Annotated in this window: 17 protein-coding genes; 10 read left to right on the plus strand and 7 right to left on the minus strand. The window is 43.1% G+C overall.

Translation table 11 applies throughout. From position 1 onward, the window contains the following. Positions 1–137: 137 nt before the first annotated feature. The 3 genes from KIH87_RS14590 to KIH87_RS14600 are packed head-to-tail and all read left to right on the plus strand — an operon-like array spanning position 138 to position 4,886. Positions 138–2,060 carry a PrkA family serine protein kinase gene (locus tag KIH87_RS14590; protein ID WP_232358587.1) on the plus strand — a complete coding sequence of 641 codons (1,923 nt, stop codon included), beginning with the start codon at positions 138–140 and terminating at the stop codon, positions 2,058–2,060. A 15-nt stretch (positions 2,061–2,075) separates the two neighbouring features. Next, a complete protein-coding gene (locus KIH87_RS14595) occupies positions 2,076–3,362 on the plus strand; it encodes a YeaH/YhbH family protein (RefSeq protein WP_232358588.1) in 1,287 nt (428 codons plus the stop codon). After that, positions 3,363–4,886, plus strand: coding sequence for a SpoVR family protein (locus tag KIH87_RS14600; RefSeq protein WP_232358589.1), 1,524 nt, complete (start codon positions 3,363–3,365; stop codon positions 4,884–4,886). It abuts the gene before it with no gap. 84 nt (positions 4,887–4,970) lie between these two features. Here the strand turns inward: KIH87_RS14600 and KIH87_RS14605 are convergent, their stop codons facing one another. Beyond that, positions 4,971–6,527, minus strand: coding sequence for a hydroxymethylglutaryl-CoA reductase (locus KIH87_RS14605; RefSeq protein WP_332460718.1), 1,557 nt, complete (start codon positions 6,525–6,527; stop codon positions 4,971–4,973). A 383-nt stretch (positions 6,528–6,910) separates the two neighbouring features. On the opposite strand from KIH87_RS14605, the gene KIH87_RS14610 reads away from it, so the two are divergent. Further along, the gene (locus KIH87_RS14610) at positions 6,911–7,582 is read left to right on the plus strand and encodes a hypothetical protein (protein WP_232358590.1); all 672 of its coding nucleotides are present in this window, start codon (positions 6,911–6,913) and stop codon (positions 7,580–7,582) included. 29 nt (positions 7,583–7,611) lie between these two features. Here the strand turns inward: KIH87_RS14610 and KIH87_RS14615 are convergent, their stop codons facing one another. After that, positions 7,612–9,078: a wax ester/triacylglycerol synthase domain-containing protein gene (locus KIH87_RS14615; RefSeq protein ID WP_232358591.1), complete on the minus strand. Its 1,467-nt coding sequence runs from the start codon at positions 9,076–9,078 to the stop codon at positions 7,612–7,614. A gap of 15 nt (positions 9,079–9,093) precedes the next feature. After that, positions 9,094–9,723, minus strand: a complete 630-nt coding sequence (locus KIH87_RS14620) for a TetR/AcrR family transcriptional regulator (protein WP_232358592.1) — start codon at positions 9,721–9,723, stop codon at positions 9,094–9,096. 289 nt (positions 9,724–10,012) lie between these two features. Here KIH87_RS14620 and KIH87_RS14625 point away from each other — a divergent pair, with 289 nt between their 5' ends. Beyond that, positions 10,013–10,795: a ParA family protein gene (locus tag KIH87_RS14625; RefSeq protein WP_232358593.1), complete on the plus strand. Its 783-nt coding sequence runs from the start codon at positions 10,013–10,015 to the stop codon at positions 10,793–10,795. A 90-nt stretch (positions 10,796–10,885) separates the two neighbouring features. Here KIH87_RS14625 and KIH87_RS14630 read toward each other — a convergent pair whose 3' ends face one another. Beyond that, positions 10,886–12,094: a DUF445 domain-containing protein gene (locus KIH87_RS14630; RefSeq protein ID WP_232358594.1), complete on the minus strand. Its 1,209-nt coding sequence runs from the start codon at positions 12,092–12,094 to the stop codon at positions 10,886–10,888. A gap of 419 nt (positions 12,095–12,513) precedes the next feature. Here KIH87_RS14630 and KIH87_RS14635 point away from each other — a divergent pair, with 419 nt between their 5' ends. Together KIH87_RS14635 and KIH87_RS14640 are read left to right on the plus strand one after the other, a co-directional pair. Then, positions 12,514–13,992 (plus strand): DUF3336 domain-containing protein, encoded by a 1,479-nt coding sequence (locus KIH87_RS14635; RefSeq protein WP_232358595.1) that lies wholly within the window; start codon positions 12,514–12,516, stop codon positions 13,990–13,992. A gap of 284 nt (positions 13,993–14,276) precedes the next feature. Continuing rightward, a complete protein-coding gene (locus KIH87_RS14640; protein ID WP_232361499.1) occupies positions 14,277–14,609 on the plus strand; it encodes a hypothetical protein in 333 nt (110 codons plus the stop codon). A 156-nt stretch (positions 14,610–14,765) separates the two neighbouring features. Here the strand turns inward: KIH87_RS14640 and KIH87_RS14645 are convergent, their stop codons facing one another. The 3 genes from KIH87_RS14645 to fadR form a co-directional block, all read right to left on the minus strand. Next, positions 14,766–15,362, minus strand: coding sequence for a hypothetical protein (locus KIH87_RS14645; protein WP_232358596.1), 597 nt, complete (start codon positions 15,360–15,362; stop codon positions 14,766–14,768). A gap of 85 nt (positions 15,363–15,447) precedes the next feature. After that, positions 15,448–15,804: a phasin-related domain-containing protein gene (locus tag KIH87_RS14650; RefSeq protein WP_232358597.1), complete on the minus strand. Its 357-nt coding sequence runs from the start codon at positions 15,802–15,804 to the stop codon at positions 15,448–15,450. Between the two features lie 229 nt (positions 15,805–16,033). After that, on the minus strand, positions 16,034–16,744 hold the full coding sequence (gene fadR / locus KIH87_RS14655) for a fatty acid metabolism transcriptional regulator FadR (RefSeq protein ID WP_232358598.1): 711 nt from the start codon (positions 16,742–16,744) through the stop codon (positions 16,034–16,036). Between the two features lie 412 nt (positions 16,745–17,156). Between fadR and nhaB the strand changes: the two genes are divergently transcribed. The 3 genes from nhaB to KIH87_RS14670 all read left to right on the plus strand — a co-directional run bounded on the left by nhaB (position 17,157) and on the right by KIH87_RS14670 (position 20,624). After that, positions 17,157–18,734, plus strand: coding sequence for a sodium/proton antiporter NhaB (gene nhaB, locus KIH87_RS14660; protein WP_232358599.1), 1,578 nt, complete (start codon positions 17,157–17,159; stop codon positions 18,732–18,734). A 155-nt stretch (positions 18,735–18,889) separates the two neighbouring features. Continuing rightward, complete coding sequence (gene dsbB / locus KIH87_RS14665) at positions 18,890–19,402, plus strand: disulfide bond formation protein DsbB (protein ID WP_232358600.1); 513 nt, start codon at positions 18,890–18,892, stop codon at positions 19,400–19,402. Between the two features lie 190 nt (positions 19,403–19,592). Next, the gene (locus tag KIH87_RS14670) at positions 19,593–20,624 is read left to right on the plus strand and encodes a hypothetical protein (protein ID WP_232358601.1); all 1,032 of its coding nucleotides are present in this window, start codon (positions 19,593–19,595) and stop codon (positions 20,622–20,624) included. Positions 20,625–20,696: the final 72 nt, after the last annotated feature.

Here is a 20,696-nt window from a genome sequence, read left to right on the forward strand (position 1 = left end):
ATATTTTGTTACTTAGATTCTTGGCTCGGTTAGTTCAAAAAATGCAACGCAATAGATGCATTATGGTCTAACCTTAAAAGTAGAGCTGACGCATAGAAAGAGATTGCGCCCAACCTGTTCCCAAGCTGGAGGTCGTCATGAGTATTTTCGAGCATTACCAACAACGTTACGAAGCTCACAAGGAAGAAGAGTATTCCATACAGGAATATTTAGAGCTGTGTAAAAATGACCGCACGGTTTACGCCAACGCGGCAGAACGCCTACTACTAGCAATTGGCGAACCCAAGCTAATTGACACATCACAAGACCCTGCCCTGAGCAGGATATTTTCCAACCGAGTCATTTCTCAATATCCAGCCTTTAGTGAATTCTATGGTATGGAAGAAGCCATTGAGCAGATAGTGTCTTACTTAAAACACGCAGCTCAGGGTCTGGAAGAGAAGAAACAAATCCTGTATTTACTGGGGCCTGTTGGTGGCGGTAAATCCTCTTTGGCTGAAAAGCTAAAAGCGCTAATGCAGAATGTGCCCATTTACTCCTTGAAAGGCAGCCCGGTAAACGATTCTCCATTATGTCTTTTTGATGTGAATGAAGATGGCGACCTGCTTGAGAAAGAATACGGCATTAACAAACGCTATCTGAAAACCATTATGTCTCCTTGGGTACGTAAGCGTTTGCACGAATTTAATGGCGACATTACCCAATTTAAAGTCGTTAAAACCTTTCCATCCATTCTGGATCAGGTGGCTATTGCCAAAACCGAACCCGGTGATGAAAACAATCAGGACATCAGTACACTGGTAGGTAAGGTTGATATTCGCCGTTTGGAAGATTTTGCTCAAAACGACCCTGATGCCTACAGCTACTCAGGTTCCTTATGTAAAGCCAATCAGGGCTTAATGGAGTTCGTAGAGATGTTTAAAGCACCGATAAAAGTGCTGCACCCTCTACTAACCGCCACTCAGGAAGGGAACTACAACCCGACCGAAGGTTTCTCTGCACTGCCTTTTGATGGCTTGATTCTGGCTCACTCAAACGAATCTGAATGGCAAGCATTCCGTAACAATAAGAACAACGAAGCCTTCCTGGATCGTGTTTACATCGTAAAAGTTCCTTATTGTTTGCGCGTGTCTCAGGAAATCAAGATTTACAACAAACTACTTGAATCCAGTGAGTTAACAGAAGCCCCCTGCGCTCCAGGCACATTGGAAACATTGGCTCAATTCACCGTATTGTCTCGCTTAAAAGAGCCTGAAAACTCCAGCATTTACTCGAAGATGCGCGTCTATAACGGCGAGAGCTTGAAAGACACGGATCCCAAAGCCAAGTCGTATCAGGAATATCGTGATTATGCCGGTGTTGATGAAGGTATGGACGGCCTATCAACCCGTTTCGCCTTCAAGATCTTATCGAAAGTCTTTAACTTCGATCATCAGGAAGTCTCGGCTAACCCGGTTCATTTGTTCTACGTGTTAGAACGTCAAATTGAACGAGAACAGTTCCCGAGCGATCTGGAAGACAAATACAAAGAACACCTGAAAGGTTATCTGGTTCCCAAGTACGTCGAGTTCATCGGCAAGGAAATTCAGACAGCTTACCTGGAATCCTACTCAGAATACGGTCAGAACCTGTTCGACCGTTATGTCACCTATGCTGACTTCTGGATCCAGGATCAAGAATACCGAGATCCTGAAACCGGGCAGCTATTCGATCGCGAAGCGCTAAACGCCGAGCTAGAGAAGATAGAGAAACCAGCTGGCATTAGTAATCCGAAAGATTTCCGTAATGAAATCGTGAATTTCGTATTGCGTGCCAGAGCCGGAAACGAGGGCAAAAACCCTGCCTGGATCAGTTACGAGAAACTTCGTACTGTCATTGAGAAGAAAATGTTCTCCAATACAGAAGATCTACTTCCGGTCATCTCTTTCAATACCAAAGGTTCTGCGGACGATCAGAAGAAACACGATGATTTTGTCAAACGCATGACAGAAAAAGGCTACACGCGGAAACAAGTACGCCTGTTGTGTGAATGGTATTTAAGAGTTAGAAAATCGTCTTAACCTGAGAGGTGACGTATGGCGCACTTCATAGATCGAAGACTGAATAGCAAAGGTAAAAGCACTGTCAATCGGCAGCGCTTTATCCGCCGCTATAAACAGCAGATAAAGAAAGCCGTCTCCGACTCTATCAGCGAGCGCAGTGTTACCGATATTGATTCAGGTGAATCGGTCAGCATTCCGACCAGAGACATCTCTGAGCCAATATTTCACACTGGAAAAGGTGGTAAACGGGAAATGGTTCATCCCGGTAACGACCAGTTCTCTGAAGGTGACAAAATCCAGCGCCCACCGGGCGGCGGTGGAGGCGGTGGTTCGGGTTCCGGTGATGCCAGTAATTCAGGCGAAGGGGCTGATGATTTTATCTTTCAAATTTCGAAAGACGAATATCTCGACTTACTGTTTGAAGATCTGGAACTCCCTAACCTTAAGAAAAACCAGCTGAATCGAGTCATTCAGTACAAAACTCATCGTGCTGGCTATCAAACAGATGGTATGCCAAGCAATCTCGACATAGTCCGCTCCCTTAAAGGTTCGGTCGCTCGTCGTATTGCTTTGACGGCTAGCAAGAAGAAAAGAGTGAAAGAACTGGAAGCTCGAATTGAAGAACTGAAAAACGACAAACATGAGCATCATCTTGAAATTATTGAATTAGAAAAAGAAATTGCCGAGTTAAAACGTAAAATTGCTCGCGTGCCATTTATCGACACCTTCGATTTGCGTTTTAGAAACTATGAAAAACGTCCGCAGCCCACCAGCAAAGCGGTTATGTTCTGCTTAATGGACGTGTCGGGTTCAATGGATCAGGAAACCAAGGACATGGCGAAGCGTTTTTACATTTTGCTCTACTTGTTCCTGACCCGAACTTACAAAGATGTGGAGGTGGTTTACATACGCCATCACACCCAGGCCAAAGAAGTGGATGAACAAGAGTTTTTCTATTCGCAGGAAACCGGCGGAACCATTGTATCCAGTGCCTTAAAATTGATGGATGAAATAGTCACCGATCGTTACCCGAGCCATGAGTGGAATATCTACGCGGCGCAAGCTTCAGACGGTGATAACTGGGCTGATGATTCGCCTCTATGTACTGAAATTTTACAAAAACGGTTGCTCAATATGGTGCGCTACTACGCCTACATTGAAATAACCGAACGACAACATCAAAGTCTGTGGCGGGAGTATAAAAAAGTCTCAGAAGCAAACAGCAACTTTGCCATGAAACATATTCGCAAGGTTGAAGATATTTATCCTGTATTCCGTGAGTTATTCAAAAAGAATGTAACTTCACAGGAGGTTAGCTAAGTGCCAAGAGCCAAGAAAAAAGTGACGCCATTGAGTGATGGCCCAGACTGGACATTTGAGCTACTAACCGAATACGAACAAGAAATTGATCGCGTTGCAAAGCACTACGGTCTGAAAACCTATCCTAACCAGATAGAAATTATTACTGCGGAACAAATGATGGATGCCTACGCCAGCGTAGGTATGCCCATCAACTATACCCATTGGTCTTTCGGCAAGAAGTTTATTCAAACCGAACAAAACTATCGCAGAGGCCAAATGGGCTTGGCCTATGAGATCGTCATTAATTCCGACCCTTGTATTTCCTACCTCATGGAAGAAAACACCATCACCATGCAAGCGCTGGTTATGGCACATGCCTGCTATGGACATAACTCTTTTTTCAAAAATAACTACCTGTTTCAAACCTGGACAGACGCCAGCTCTATTGTGGACTATCTGGTTTTTGCCAAAAAATACATTGCCAATTGCGAGGAAAAATACGGCATTTCAGAAGTTGAGAGTATTCTGGATTCTTGTCATGCCCTGATGAACTACGGTGTAGACCGTTACAAACGCCCACAGAAAATTTCCATGCAAGAGGAAAGGGAAAGACAAAAAGAACGGGAAGAATACCTGCAATCACAGGTTAATGATTTGTGGAGAACCATCCCGGAACATAAATTGTCATCCGAACCGAAAAAGATACGCTTTCCAGAAGAACCTCAGGAAAACATCCTGTACTTCATCGAAAAAAGAGCACCTTTATTGGAATCCTGGCAGCGTGAGCTGGTGCGTATTGTTCGCAAAGTATCGCAATACTTTTATCCGCAAAAGCAAACTCAGGTAATGAATGAAGGCTGGGCCTGCTTCTGGCATTACCACATTCTGAACCACTTGTATGATGAGGGGAAAGTAACGGATCGCTTCATCTTGGAATTTCTGCACAGCCATACCAATGTGGTCATGCAGCCTGAATACAATAGTCCTTATTACTCAGGCATTAACCCTTATGCGCTTGGTTTTAATATGTTCATGGACATCAAACGCATCTGCCAGGAACCTACCCAGGAAGATTACGAATGGTTCCCGGATATTGCCGGTAAGGACTGGTTGGAAACCGTGCATTTCGCCATGAAGAATTTCAAAGACGAAAGCTTTATCAGCCAGTTTTTGTCCCCCAAACTCATGCGAGATTTTAAATTTTTCGCCGTAGAAGACGATGAGAAGTTTTCCTTTTTAAAGGTTTCGGCCATCCACAATGAGCAGGGATACTACAAAATTAGAGAAAAATTGTCTTCGCAATACAACCTCTCGAACAGGGAACCCAACATTCAGGTATACAACGTAGATATTAGAGGTGATCGCTCACTAACATTGCGCTACGTGCCTCAAAATGATGTTCCTTTGGCCGAAAGCAGCAGCGAAGTGTTGAAGCATTTACACAGACTATGGGGATTCCCGGTGAAACTGGAAGTGCAGCCTGAAGACGGCGATCCCTACATTCTGGATACCTGTCCTCCTACCGAAGAGCTGGATGATTAGAAACTAAATTACTGTTCATAAAATCGGGCAATGGATTCACTCATTGCCCGTTCACATTAAAAACACCTAAATCTCAAATCCAGACTAGCGATTACGCCCATATTGCTCATGGGACGATACCCAATCAGATGATGAAATCGCAGAGGCTAAAGATATCTCACCCGCCAAGACAACAGCGCCAACGATTTCAGCGAACTTCAACACCTTGTCACGCCCATAGCAATCCATCAACTCCAGGCATTCTCTTTGCGTACCAATCCCCGTACCGCCGCCGTGAGTCGCCACAATCAATGAAGGAATAGTAATCGACAAATACAAATCCCCTTCATCGGTCAACTCGGAATACAAAATACCGGCAGATGACTCAGACACGTTTGCGACATCCTGCCCAGTAGCAATAAACATAGCCGTGATCCCGTTAGGTGAGTGCAACCCTGTATTATTGACTCCCGACAAAAACGACCCTACAGCAGCCACTCGACCATGATAATCAATCTGTTTAGGATCAACGCGCATAACGTTGAGTAAGTGCTCACGTTTTAACGTGATTTCAGAGATCACTCGTTTACCACGAGTACGCATAATATTGATTTGAGAGGCTTTTTTATCGGTCGCGAAATTAGACTCCAGATAAAAATCCGTCACTTTATGCTTCTTGTAGTTATCCAAGATCCACCCCGAAGCAGCAAAGGTAGCACGGCCTACCATGTTCTGACCTGCTGCATCTCCGGTTTTGAAATTAAAGCGCAAGAAAGCAAATTTATTCGATAGAAAATGGTCAATATAGGTTAACTTGGCGACGGAAGAAGTCGCTTCCGCTTCTTCTTTAATATGTGCGAAGTTTTCCTTAATCCACGCCACAAAGTCCCGAGCTCCACGCGCATCTTCAAAAACGAAAACGGGCGCGCGTTGCATGGCATCGTCAACCACAGTGGATTTAACACCACCACTCATATTCATCAGCTTCATACCACGGTTATACGAAGCCACCAGAGTGCCTTCTGTGGTTGCTAATGGCACCAAAAATTCGCCCTTGGCGTATTCACCATTCACCACCACTGGTCCAGCGACACCAATGGGAACTTGCGCCACACCAATAAAGTTTTCAATATTGCCGCGCAGTTCATGCGGGTCGATGGAATATTTTGCAACATGATTAATCGATGCGCCGGAAAAATCTTCAAAGTACTTCTGGCGTTCCTTAATGATCTCATCGCAATAATCATCGTCTTCATCACGAGGGATACGAGTGATCTTGTGTTCTCCCTCAGAAGCAATCACATCTTCCACTTCAAATTTCAAAGAGCCAAAAGGCGTGGCTTCAAAAGACAAACCCACAACCTGTTTCTTGTCATGGGTCAGATTAGGATGTCCATCAATATGAATATGAACCACGGTTCTTAATGGAAATTCAGTGCCATTCTGTTTATTCAGTTCTTCCACCGAGACTTCTTCGTTTTTGCCAAAACGCACAGAAACGCTACTTAATGGAACCTGGGAGCCGTTGATCCTGACAGCTGTGATTTTTTTGATTACCGAATCCTTTAATCGATTCTTGATAGAAAAATGAATACCCTGCTCATTATTGGTTAAACTGCCTCGGGTATAGAGTTGCTTAAGGAGGATACTTGGAACAAACATGAAGGCACTACTCCGCTTATTATGGTTTAGGTGGCTGAATCTTATTCAACGGAAGCTCGGGTCAAATGTGTAGCAAAGACAAAGGCTTTGAAAAACATGAAATTCAGTATAACGCCTCACTGTAAAATTAACATTTATTTAACACTTCGCATTTTACTGAAAACACACGATATAAATTCACGCCACAGAGAAATTAAATAGCCAAAAATAAAATTAAATACACCAATCTCTGGGTATTCTCAAACGATTATTCACACAACACCTTTGTTTTAATCAATAATGCAGTAAACTGAAATCAAACGTCGATATGGTATCGAACACAGAACTCATCACCACCCGATATGTCATTAAAAACTAAGATAAAACATTGGTTTTTCAAATTATTGATCCACAGCAAACGAATTAAACAGGTTAGCTTTACTGCCGACGAATTAAACGAAATGCTGGCGGCTAATTTACCAGAAACCTTTAACCTCCCGGTTCCGGGTTGCCGAGGCTGGCTGGTGGTGGAATCGGCAAACTTGTCTATGCCTTTAAATGACAACCTGATTGACGTTGCACTTTTCTGTTCCATGAAAATTGAAAGTATGGCAACACCGATTTATCGAGCTCATTTATTAATTAATGTCGCTGGCACACCGTCTTATGATCCCGAAACCAGCATGGTAAGAATGCAAAACATTGAAGTGGTTGGAGTGCATTTGGTCAAGGATGAGTATTCACTGATTAAAGATACCAAAAGCCTGATTAATCAATTGATTCCTTCTCCGGTTACCAGCCTGGTAGCAAACACCTTAAAAACCACACTGCAATTATTTAGTGCCGGTGCCTATCAGGAAGTATCCGATTACCTGTCTTTGTATTTACTGGGTAGTAAGCAAAAAATTGTCGATTACCATCGCCCTGAAGTAGAGAAAATTATCACCGAAATGGCAGAATCAGGGGATCTGGAATATGAAATGGACAGGGATATTTTGGAAGAACACCTCTTTGCCGACTTAGGCAAAGAGGTGGAAGTACAAAACGGTGAACTGGTGTTTATCTTTCATCGCTAAATAACTTGATATGCAAGACGAGGCTCAAGCTAATTTGAGTCATCTTCATCAGGATAATGATTCTCATCAATAATCGCTTTGTGATCATCAATAACGCGCTCACCAATATCCTGAATACTCACGGTGTAATCCTCAACGCTCTTTTCCAGCAATTCAAAGGCATCATTAAAATACAAAGCCATATTCTCTACTGATTTAATTTTACGGTCGCTACATACAATCCCAACGTTAGCTGTATCACCATAAGTCAGTAAGGTAATGTTCACACCGCCACCGGGTACAATGGTCGAGATAGGGTAAACCGCGAGCAATTTCGACTCACCAAAATAGCGAATCTCCTTTGGCCCAGGCACGTTAGAAATCAAGATATTGGCGATTGGGCGCACCCAATCAGAAATACGCAGTATTTCAAACAACAAGGCAAATGATTGAATCAATACCGTATAAGCACTGAAAGCTGCTGGATGCGCTCTTCTCGCGGCACGTTTAACAATGCGGTGATTCTCAATGATCTGGCGCAGACGAATATAAGGGTCGTTCTGACCATGAGCCAATTTCACGGGTACAATGGCAATCTTGTTACCACTGGTATTATCACCGGGCTTACGCATGTTAATGGGCATGTTGGTATAAAGCGCTCTTTCGAATATCTGGCCTTCATCCGATAAATAACGACGAACACCGATGTCAAAGCAACACAGTAAGACCTCATTCACTGTGGCACGAAGCTTTTTAGCTACCTTTTGGACTCGTTGAAAATCCATATCAACAGTAGACACCACCCGCCCCTGCTTAACCTGACCGGTTAACATGGTCTTGGTTCCCGTAAAGGGGATCGGCATGTATTCGCGGTTGATATAGAGAATTTTTAGCCAAAGACGCAGCATGATCCAAAAGAGATCGATAACAACAACGATAGATTCCCACACCGCGGAAAATACACGCGCCAGGAACTTTTTCTTAGGTCGATGACGACGCTTACGCTCAACCGCCCAAATTGGCGTGAAACTCTCTTTCTGAGGTTCTGGCAGATAACCGGCCTGAAACCACTTCACCATGCTGGCACCATCGCCATACATATGATGAATTTTAGTGTAAATGGCGAAACGATTTCCGGTTTTACCGCGAATGACCACATACTGCCAAAGCGGCTTGTCTCTATCCAGCCTTGGCTCATGTAGCCTGGCAACGACTTTATGAAGTTCAAGGTTGTCGGAAACATCATCGATGTCCATCACTTGAACATGGTAATTCATGTCCAGTTTATCGACGCTTTTTAACCATAAAGGCAACCCCAGAAACGTCCTCACCACCATATTAAATGGCACGACGGCTTGCGAAAATTTACGCAATTCGACGACCAGATTATCAATGTAATCTGCCCCGGCATCTGATGGCATTTCCAATAATTGTAAGCTCGCAACATGCTTGGGGTTATCTTTCGACTCGGTGATCCAGAATGTCATATCCAGAAAACTGATGGATTTTCTCATCATTATTGCCCCATCGGTTTATAAGCTTTCGTTTTGAATATCCTGATTTAAGCGCTGCAATACGTCTTCTTCTACATTTAAATAAGGCGTAAACAGGAACAATACATGACTTAAAAGCTGGAAGATATAATGTTCAGAATCAATATCTTCCCCTTTCAACAAGGTATAGTTCTGAGCCTGGGTCAACATCATCGACATCATCTGAACCAATTGCTCAATTTGCTTACTGGTCAAATTCATTGCGCCTTGCTCTGCGTACCTTTGCAGCATAATCTGGAAGCAGGATTCCTTGGCTTGCAAAACCTTTTTGAATCCTTTGGCAATCCCGGGGAATTTGGCGATAGTGTCCGCAGGATTGTGATACAGGAATCGGAACAGGTGGATGCTTTCCAATAGCATCAGCATAAAGTAAAAAAATTCTTCGACCGTTAATTCAGACTCGGCAGGTGACACCAGGATCTTGTTAATGCGTTCCTGATACATATCGAACAACGCACTCACAATCACCTCTTTACCTTTGTAGTGGTAATAGAGGTTTCCCGGACTAATATCCAGTTCAACCGCTATATCAACGCAACTTACATTCGCTTCCCCCTGGTGATTAAATAACTCCAGTGACGTTAGTAATATGCGTTCTGCTGTTTTCATACTGGTGCGTACTCACCCAAGTTTGAATTGGAAGCCTTAAAGATTGTTCAGGGTTTGATACTTATTCAAGAAAGAGCAAAAAACGCTAAACAACAAGAATTTGCATCATATGACAAAGTGTTGCTATTTGCTATTTCTGTCTGGAATTTTCTACCCCTGATAAACACTCCATAAACACAATCCCGACATTGGTGACTGATCAGACCAGAAATTATGGTAAAGTAACCCAGCAAATAAAGTGGTATCGCGCACAAACACAGCAACACATATCGACCAAATGGGTACAGCAATGATAAGGGTATTGTTTAATAAAAAAGGCGGTGTAGGAAAATCCAGTCTGGCGGTGAATTTAGCGGCAATTTCTGCATCCAAAGGATACAAAACCCTATTGCTGGATTTAGATACTCAATGTAATGCGACCAGTTATCTTAACGCTCAAACCGAGGTTCAGGATGACACCATCGCTGGTCTGTTTGAGCAAACCATCACATTCCATATTCGCAGACGCCCTGCCGATGAATTTGCGGTAGCAACCAGCATAGACAACTTAAGCATTATTCCGGGCTCAACACGACTCAGTGAAATAGAGAGTGAACTGGACAGCCGTCACAAAATCTACAAATTACGTGAAGCACTTGATGCGGTACGAGACAAGTTTGATCGTATTTACATCGACACACCACCTGCACTGAATTTTTATAGCCTGTCGGCTTTAATCGCCGCAGACTCGGTACTGATCCCGATTGATTGTGATGATTTTGCCATTCAAGGCTTATTTAGCTTGCAGCAGCACATCGCTGAGATTCGGGAAGACCACAACGAGAAACTACAAATTGAAGGTATTATTGCGAATCAGTATTTATCTAACGCCAAACTGCCCAATCGCATCATTGAAACCTTGCTGGACGAAGGCCATCCTGTATTACCCGTCTATGTAACACAATCTGTGAAAATGCGGGAATCTCATCAAGAGAAAAAACCGTTATTACAGCTTGCCCCAAAACATAAACTGACTCAGTGCTTATTGGATATTCATGAATATTTGGAACAAGAAGGTATAGGCCACTTATAAGTGAAGCCAAGTGTAATGAGAGGGCAATAAGTACGTTTGATATCTTTCATATCTTCGCTTTGACATGCCGTCAGTCGACAGCATGTTCCGCTACACGAATACGAAAAACACTTGAAAGAAGCCAGCCGCCATTCCCAGCACAGCGCCGGTGACGATCAACTTCCACTCATCTGCTTGATACGCAGGACGCAAAACGCCTTCAAATTCTTCCGGTGTCAGTCCCTGCATTTTTTTACAAAGGTCATCACCAATATTCAATGCCTGATGTGCATAATCGTAGGCATAAGGTAGATAACTTTCAGAGCGTTCAAACAAACGCTTTGCAGCCAGTTCTTTCATCTTGTAGTAATTTTCAGAGCCCACGCCCAAAGCAAAATAAGGTTGCGCAATAGCAACATAACGTTCAATGGCATCGTTAACATGCAACTCCACCAGCTCCAATAAATTTTCAGAACCAGAACCGTGGATAACAATGTCGGCGATATTTTGTGAATTCATCAACTTCTTGTCGATAATCTCCGAGTACACCTCGGATACTTCTTTTTGACGCTTCAGGAACATGCCCTGAATGGTAAACGGGCCAATTTTAACCGGGTGTTTAGGTTCAAAAATAATCTTGATGGCAATCCAGTTAGTGGCATACCCCACAATCAAACCGCCCAAAGGCAAGATCCACCAAAGCTGATAGAAATACCAGAAGACCATGGTTGGGAGACCAAACAGAAAACCGAAGTAGAAACCGGAACGTTCAATAAAGGGGAATTCCTTAGCACCCGCTTTCAGGAAAATCTCATTAATTAATTCGGGATGTGCGACCAGCTGTTTAACAACGAGCTCTTTGATATCCAGAATTTCAGTAACGTTATGCTTAAAATCAGAAATGGTCTTTTGAACAACATTGGGAATATCCATCTCAATGCGGGCGTAAACCAGATTCTTGCCTTGAACCGGCAATGCCGCCCAAGCGGTAGGCGCCACTTCTTGCATAATATCATTCACCAACTTGCGAATAATTTGCTTCAAGCGACGCTGAATACTATTGGTAAGCTCCTTCGGATCTAAACGATCAACGATTTCCTCAACGCTTAATAACCGCCCTAACACCAATTCGACTTCAATCTCAGCCATTTCCTGACGTTTTGCGGGAATTAATCCTTGCCAACCAAAAATAGGCTTAATCCCAATAAATTCAATGGGATAAAACATCATTTTTACAGCAAGGAAATTGGTGAACCAGCCCACTATCGCACTGATAATCGGGATAGCCAGCAAGATCAAATGTTCAACAGTTAATTCCATAGATTTTATTTAGCGCAATAAGGGTTTGTTGACCCTAAACTCTAGTTAATTATTATCATTGCAGATCGCAGGCTCATAGGCTGTCAGGCTAACCATTGTAATTAGAATGGTCAATCTAAAAGTCGAGTATAGTCAGCATGTTAATGTAAGCATAATTAGAGGATGAATTTAAAACAGATACACTTATCTCATTCGCCCATCATATTTAATAACATATTCTTTTTTAGCTGGACGTTGAATATTGCCAATAGGTTCAGGCTGCAAATACACTAACACAAAGGCTGTTTACAATTTTTTTGCAATTGTAAACGAATTATATCGCCCCTATATAGTCTAAAAAGCGTAACATAAGTTCTTGGTAGCCATTTCTAAAAAAATCAGTTTAGATAAAAATGGTAAACAACCAGATGTGAGAGTTTATGAGTGTATTATCTAAATTAGCCAGTGTCGAACAAGCCATTCACAACGCCGACACCTATGAAGAGTATTATGAAGCCAGTCTGGAGCATGATGCCCTTTCCGGTGCCAATGAGTGGAAAGCCGAAGACAAAGCCAGCGAGTATGACTACAAGCTGATCCGTAAGCGTGTGGATCGCTTAAAGTTCGCTAAAGCGCACGGCGATCCTGCGGGATTAATGTCCGTTCTACATGAAGGTATTCATGGCAATTTAGGTAATATCGCCAACCCTGAAATGAATCATAATGCCAAGATTGGCACCAAGTATTTAATTCAGGAGTTTCTTGATCAGGTCTGTGATGCTTTGCGCATTATCTATCACGCCGATGAAAATGAGGTCGATTTCTACGAAAAGCTGTCATTTTTTGAAGAAACCTATCACTCATTTGGACAAAGTTGTTTAATGCTAAGTGGCGGTGCTGGTTTGGGCTTCTTTCATTGTGGCGTGATTAAATCTCTGGTTGATCATGACCTCATGCCCAACGTCATCAGCGGTGCCAGTGCGGGTTCGATTATTACAGCCATGGTGGGTACTCGCACCGACGCAGAACTGCATCACGAGATATCCGCCGAAAATATTTATGAGAAATTCCGTAAATGGTGCATCTGGAAAGGTTTTGGAAAAGGCAGCTTGTTAGATAGCACTAATCTTGAAAATGCACTCATTGAAATGTTTGGCACAACCACATTTGAAGAAGCTTACAAAAAGACAGGCCGAAAGATTACCATTACGGTTTCACCTGCTGACTTACACCAATATCCTCGTTTGTTGAATGCGAAAACCTCCCCCAATGCCATCATCACCATGGCAGTACGCGCTTCAACAGCCATTCCGATGTTTTTCACCCCAGTGCAGTTAAAGGCCAAAAATGCCAAGGGAGAAATTCATCCTTACATTCCAAACCGAAAATTCTGTGACGGTTCAATCATGGCTGACATGCCCTTTGAGCGCTTAGCGCGTTTATATGGCGTTAACCATAGTATTTGCAGTCAAACCAACCCGGTTGCTGTGCCGTTCTTGTCGCGCAGTAAAAAGCACTCCAAGGGCATATTGTCTACGACCAAACGACATGCTTTTAATCTGGCGAAAATGAATAGTATTTATGCGTTCGACATTCTTGAGAATCTGGTTGGAAACAGCAGCTTAAAACTGGGCATTCACAAAGTTCGCTCGGTGGTTGAACAACAGTATGTGGGGGATATCAATATTATCCCTCAACGCAGTCTGGACAATGTGCGCAAAGTGTTTGCAAACCCGACTGTTGAGGATATTGCAGAACTGATTAAAAACGCAGAAAAAGCGACCTGGCCACAACTAGACTTAATTCGTCGCAATACTCAAATAAGTAAAACCTTTCGTAAATACCTGAAACTGCTTAAGAAACGCGAAGAGCAGCTACTGTCAGGACAACATGGGTTACGCTTGGTAAAAGCCGGTTAACCATGTAGGATGACGCACAGGATGATAATCAGGCTGGGTAAGGTTTAACTCTGCCTGCTATTGTTAACTAAAGCGCGCTGATCGTTGATGTATAAATTTTGTTCTAAATAGACGCATTTTAATTGAGCCGCAGTCTTGAAGGCATCTCTCAATAAAACGAAAAGGACTCAGTCGAGAGACGGCAGTAATGAGTAAAATGTATCTATAACGAGCCATTCTCACAATAGATAGGACAGCGCCTGTATGCGAATATACGTATGTGTGATGACTGACTTATTGAGACTATTACCTTGTCACTACCACTCTATAAAAAATTGAATGTGCTGTTTCGCGTCGAACCAGGATGTCTTGGGCCGAATGGCATCGAGCATATCGAAGCATTTTGTAAATTTGCCAAAAAAGATATTGCCAATCTGGACTCAGGTTATATTCGCTGGGTCATTACTCCCCGCTATGATAAGTCGCTTCCGGAAATGGAATATAAAGTACGGAACAAAATCCTGACGCAAGAAAGAGCAAGCAAGTATCTGGCGATGTTAGATAAAAGTCTGGATGAGTTTGAAGAGCATTTGCAAGAGCGATTGGCTGAATTGATTGATCAGTTCTTAGGGCGCTGATCGATTCTTTTTCTATCCCCCATTTATGCACATAAGTTTCTGAACATAAGAAAAAGCGATGAGCTGGAGCAAGATTAGCTCATCGAAGTTGGGATAAAAAGGTTCAAAGCAGTATTACTATTCGGGCTGACTTAAGCCTGGGCTTAATAAACGCGATTAACTATCAGCCCCTGTATCGGTTTGGCTCGCGTTAGTGCTTTTACGACGAGTTGTCGTTTTGGCAGCCGCAGTTGAAGTTGTCGATTTAGCTGTTGTTGATTTAGTTGCAGAAGTCTTGCTCTCAGTCGCTTTCGCAGCAGTTGCTTTTCTAGCAACGGGTTTTTTAGCTGGCGTTACTGTTTTCACTTCCGCTTTTTGAACCGCTTCTTTTGGAACTGCCTTTGTTTGAGCAGCCTCTTGTTCTGATTGCGGCTTTTGCGCTTTTTGTTCAGCTAATTTGTCAACAACCTTTGTCAGCATATCCAGTTTCTGGGAAAGCTGATCCAATTCATTTAATTGAGGATCGTTATTAAACCCCAATTTCTTTCTAATTCGTGAGATGCGTCTGTCTTTAATGGCTTGGACGCGCTCATTAATGTGCAAATCTTCCTCTACCTGCTCACCTTTCAACAACAGGCTATTCACAAATCCGTTAAAATCTTCCATCAACACATCCAGCTTGTGAACCGCATAATCTTTGCCCAAACCACAAATACCCAAACCAGCCATTAACACCTGACGGCTTGCTTCTTCAATATCTTTTACTGTTTTCATGTGGAGCTCCATATTAGACGGAATGGAATTACTCTAAGCAGAGTAGATAGCAAAAAGGGCAACACAACGTTGCCCTTCATATTCATTACTTGTCTGCAGCTAATTTAGCAACGGCAGCAGTCAATGCGTCGATTTTGGCAGAAAGCTCAGCAATTTTTTCGTCATTGCTTTGCTTGTCCAAACCTAACTTGGAGCGAACTTCAGCAACGCGCGCTTCAATGTTGGTTTTCTCTTTGATTTTGCCTTTCGCTTCACCTTCAAGTTGCTCACCTTTGCTTACCAGGTCATCAAAAACCTTGTTAGCCTCAGCGTTCAACTTCTCATAACGGCCTTGAACTTCATCAATGCTCTTACCGTATGCGCCCAAACCTGCTAACCAGATTTTACGTGCGAATTCTTCTGCGTCGTTAACTTTACCTTTAATTGCTTCCAATTTAGTCATTGTCATGCCCTCAGTTAAATTTGAATCATTAATTTTTCAATCTGTGGGAAAGCTTAAGAAAATAAATTAGAAACCGCATACTAAGTTTTAAAATAATAATGAATTATTGTTATTTATAATAAAAAACAAAGTGTTATAGAAATGAGTGAAAATGGGGATAAATGGAAAGAAGCAGCTTCCTGAGTTTAATAATCAGCAAGCTACTCAAATTCTGAAACTAAAATGTGGGTTAATCAACCAGACCTTTTGGTAATTCGTTACGGATTTCCGACCAAATCTTACCGCTGTCGATACCGTATTGACGAACTAATTGCGGTACTTTTTCATGCTCACCACTTTCAGCCAATAGCATTAAGTTCTTGTAAAACTCTCTGGCAACTTCTCTGGAGCGAGGATATGAGAAATAGAATCCACCAATTCTTGAGTAAAGACCTTTAAAACCATTCATCATCAGAACAAATACCCGATTTCCCGATGACATCGCAAAGTCATGAATAATCTGATAATCGTAATTCGCAAACTCTTTACCATCGTCAGAAACATGTTCATGATCTTTCAAAATTTCGATCACTTTCTCTGAGCGCGACTTAATCGCCAAACGCATGATAATAGCGATTACATTGGTTCGGGCAGCCAATAAGTCGTCCACCAATTCAGGAATACCTTCTTCATCCAAACGAGCCAGCGTTTCCAGAATATTTAGTCCGCAGGTTTCCCAGAAATTATTCACCCGGGTAGGCTTGCCATGTTGAATCGTTAACCAGCCGTCACGAGCTAATCGTTGTAGAACCTCTCGCAGCGTAGTTCGAGTTACACCGATGAGCTCCGATAACTCTCTTTCGGCAGGAAGAATGGTGCCAGGAGGAAAGCGTCCACTCCAAATGGACTCTACTATATACTCTTCCGCGAACCCGGCGGGGCTTTGCGCTTTATAAATCATCTACTTGCTCACATGCTCTTATATTTGGGTGCTGTTAACGACAATTTCGCTGATAGCTTGCTTGATACCAATACGCGCACTGGCAAAGCACCTTCTTATTCTCTATTCGAATCACCATAGGGTAATGGTAACCAATACTTACAATTGAGTATTTATTTAACCCTTATTTCACATATCATCAAGAACTTGATGTATGCTGGTCGGATCATACGATAATACTGTAGCTAACTCTATCCTGTAGCGACCTATTGAGCAAGGAAGCATTAATGTCAAGCTTGTGATTTATCGTGGATTTAGTTAAAAAGGTATCCTAAACAAAAATAAAGTGTGCTTTGTTTTTATTAGTATTTTTATGACTAGGCTAAACTAGTAAAATGCAGCACACAAAAAATCCTTCAAGGAACATAAACCAATGCAACAAACCATGGTACAAGCGTTATACAAAAATTTCCTTGGCAACGCTCCAGACTGGTATAAGCAAGCCATTATTGGATTCCTTATCATTAACCCGTTTTTATTCACCATGAGTCCATATATAGCAGGATGGGCACTGGTTCTGGAATTTATCTTCACTCTGGCAATGGCATTGAAGTGTTATCCATTGCAGCCTGGAGGATTGCTACTCATTGAAGCAATCTTTATGGGCATGACAAGTACCGACCTCATACGGCATGAGATTGAGGTCAACCTTGAAGTTATCTTGTTGTTAGTCTTCATGGTTGCTGGTATCTACTTCATGAAAGACCTGCTACTGTTTGCTTTCACCAAGCTACTTATTCGTCTTAAGAGCAAAGCAGCCCTGTCATTAGCCTTTTGCGGTGCTGCTGCGGTACTTTCAGCATTCCTTGATGCATTAACTGTTGTGGCTGTAATCATTACAGTGGCGACGGGTTTCTACTCCATCTACCACAAAGTCGCATCCGGGAAAGAATACCACCACGATCATGACCATACCGAAGACGAACATTTACATCACCTGAGCCGTCAAGATCTGGAAGATTTCCGTAGTTTTTTACGTAACCTGATGATGCACGCAGCTATCGGTACAGCGTTGGGTGGCGTAATGACAATGGTTGGTGAGCCACAAAACCTGATTATCGCTCATAAAGCCAATTGGGATTTTATTGAATTCTTTATTCGCATGAGTCCTATCACTATTCCGGTCTTTATTGCCGGGCTTATCACAACCTTTTTCCTCGAGAAATTTAAATTATTCTCTTACGGTGCTCAGCTCCCCCAGCCTGTTCGAGAAATATTAATGGAATACGATGCGCATTTAGATGAAAAACGCTCCCAAAGAGAAAATGCCAAACTGTTGGTGCAAGGCGTCGTCGCGGTCTGGTTGGTTATCGGCTTGGGCTTGCACTTGGCTGCTGTTGGCTTAATCGGCTTGTCGGTTATCGTACTTACCACTTCATTCTGCGGTATCGTTGAAGAACACGCCTTGGGGCACGCCTTCGAAGAAGCACTGCCTTTTACCGCGCTGTTATGTGTTTTCTTTGGTGTTGTCGCCGTTATTATTCAACAACAACTATTTACCCCTGTCATTGACTGGGTACTTACCTTTGAAGGCAAAACCCAAATGCTCATGTTCTATCTAGCGAACGGTTTGCTTTCCATGGTCAGTGACAACGTATTTGTTGGCTCCGTATACATCACTGAAGTTGGTGCAGCTCTTGAGCATGGGCACATCACGCGTGACGAATTCGATATGCTGGCTGTTGCCATCAACACAGGTACAAACTTGCCAAGCGTGGCAACGCCCAATGGTCAGGCTGCATTCCTGTTTTTGTTAACCTCTGCACTAGCACCATTATTGAGATTGTCTTATGGGCGCATGGTATACATGGCTTTGCCATACACTGTTGTACTAACACTGGTTGGCCTGGCCTCTGTTTATCTGAATTTGTATGACATGACCGAATGGTTCTACGAAATGCATTGGATAAACCACCACACTCCAGGATTAGGCGCCTCGCCAAGCCATTAATTTTTTGGCAAATTCCTGAACTACACCAGTATGTGGCAAGTTGATACACTCTATCGCTTGCCACTTCTCGCAAAATACACTAAAAACAGCCCTTAATCAGACGCGCTCGTAACGGATCCGCGATTTTTCATTCTAATAATAAAAAGGCCATCGTCATGATCAACTTTCTCGCTAGATTATCCAACCAACGCTGGGCATGGGGGACTTTGTTCTTTTCAGCATTGGCTCTGGAAGCCTCAGCTTTATACTTCCAGTATGGAATGGGACTGGAACCCTGCATTATGTGTATTTACCAGCGCACAGCCGTTCTGGGCGTTTTACTCTCAGGCTTACTGGTATTCCTGATGAATAATGCGCTAACCCGACTTATCGGCTTTATTGGCTGGGGGGTCTCAGCGATATGGGGATTATTGATTGCTATTGAGCATGTCGATATTCAAGGCGCAGCCAATCCCTTCTTCGTCACCTGCGAAATTGTGCCGAACTTTCCCGTGCCATTACATGATTGGGTTCCCTTCTTCTTCGCCGCAACAGGCGATTGCGGAAAGATTGATTGGGAATTTCTGACGTTAAGCATGCCACAATGGATGATTGTTATCTTTGCAGCTTATAGTGCAGTGTTCACCATTAGCCTGCTGGCTCGTCTTTTCTACCATCGTGCTATCTAAATCGGCTAAATCTGTTACCAGGCAGTTGTATTAAACACACAACTGCTTTACCCATTCCCCCACTCTGGTTTGTCAATATCAGAAGTAAGCTCTCCGCCCATAGACATCACACCATTAAGCTCTATAATGGTTAAAATTAATACCAGAAAAATAATCTGAACAGCTTAAGAATCAAGCCAATGGGGGATATATGGCAAATAAACCGCAACGTCGTGGATACATGTACACTCCCTTTGGTGGCAGAGAAGCACTTAATTCAGCCTTAGGCGAAAATATGGCACGACTGAGTGCCGGTAAAAGTCCTCGTGGTTTGCTAGCCTCTTCTCATCGAAAAGCGGATGAACTGGAACAAATACGACAGCACACATTAACCAATTTAGGCCGTTCAGTAACGAATTCAGAAAATCAGTTACGCCAAATACCTGGGCGATTTAGACAAGCTGATAATGACCTGCTTGCCAGAATAAGAGCTTCTGTAGAGCACCCGGGAGCAACTGCACAAAGTACACGAGAAGCGCGTCGTGATGCGAAAGCAGATCATTCCATGGATAAAACCATGATCAGCACAACTAAACTACAACATGAAGCCAACTTATCAGTTAAAAGGCCTCAGCGAGATGCATTGCAAGCAACCCGCATATTGAACACCAGCCCAGGCATATATCCGGATCTATTTCCCAGACCCTTGGCTCATGTTAGACCTGATACGCCCTATTCAGCCGGAGACAAACTCTACATTCTAGGACATGGAGCGCCAAACTCAGATCGCATATATGCCCAAGGCAACGGTCTAGGTGGAAGTATGTCAGCTAAAGAATTGGCTGACCATCTGCAACAAGCCGGACTACACAAGAATGCGGTTGACTTACGCTTAACCGCATGTCAGGGCGTGCCCGTAGTGAATGGAACAGGAGACCCGGTACAGAAAACCAAAAACTCTGGTTCCCTGGTTCCTGAAGTAGCCAAAGAGATGGGACGTAGAGGGTATAACCACCTAACAGTGACAGGATACCAAGGAAATGGCGTAACCTTTCCTTTTAACTCAAACACCCATTTACGCTCCAGCCCTGATGACGATCACAATCGAGTGAGAAGACAGGACGCTGCTATCAGCTATTCAGCACGAGATATGCGTCCCAGAAGAGCCTCTTTCTCAAGTTCAAGCAGCCAACCGTTAGCGAACAATGTGGGTGGCAGAGGTAGACGCAACAGCCTAACCTAACACTCAGAGCTCATTTGATGCATCACACCTGAACAAAGTAAGGCCATCATCCTCTCGGTTATTCATGAAGCA

It is taken from the genome of Paraneptunicella aestuarii (genome assembly GCF_019900845.1).
Classification (GTDB): domain Bacteria; phylum Pseudomonadota; class Gammaproteobacteria; order Enterobacterales; family Alteromonadaceae; genus Paraneptunicella; species Paraneptunicella aestuarii.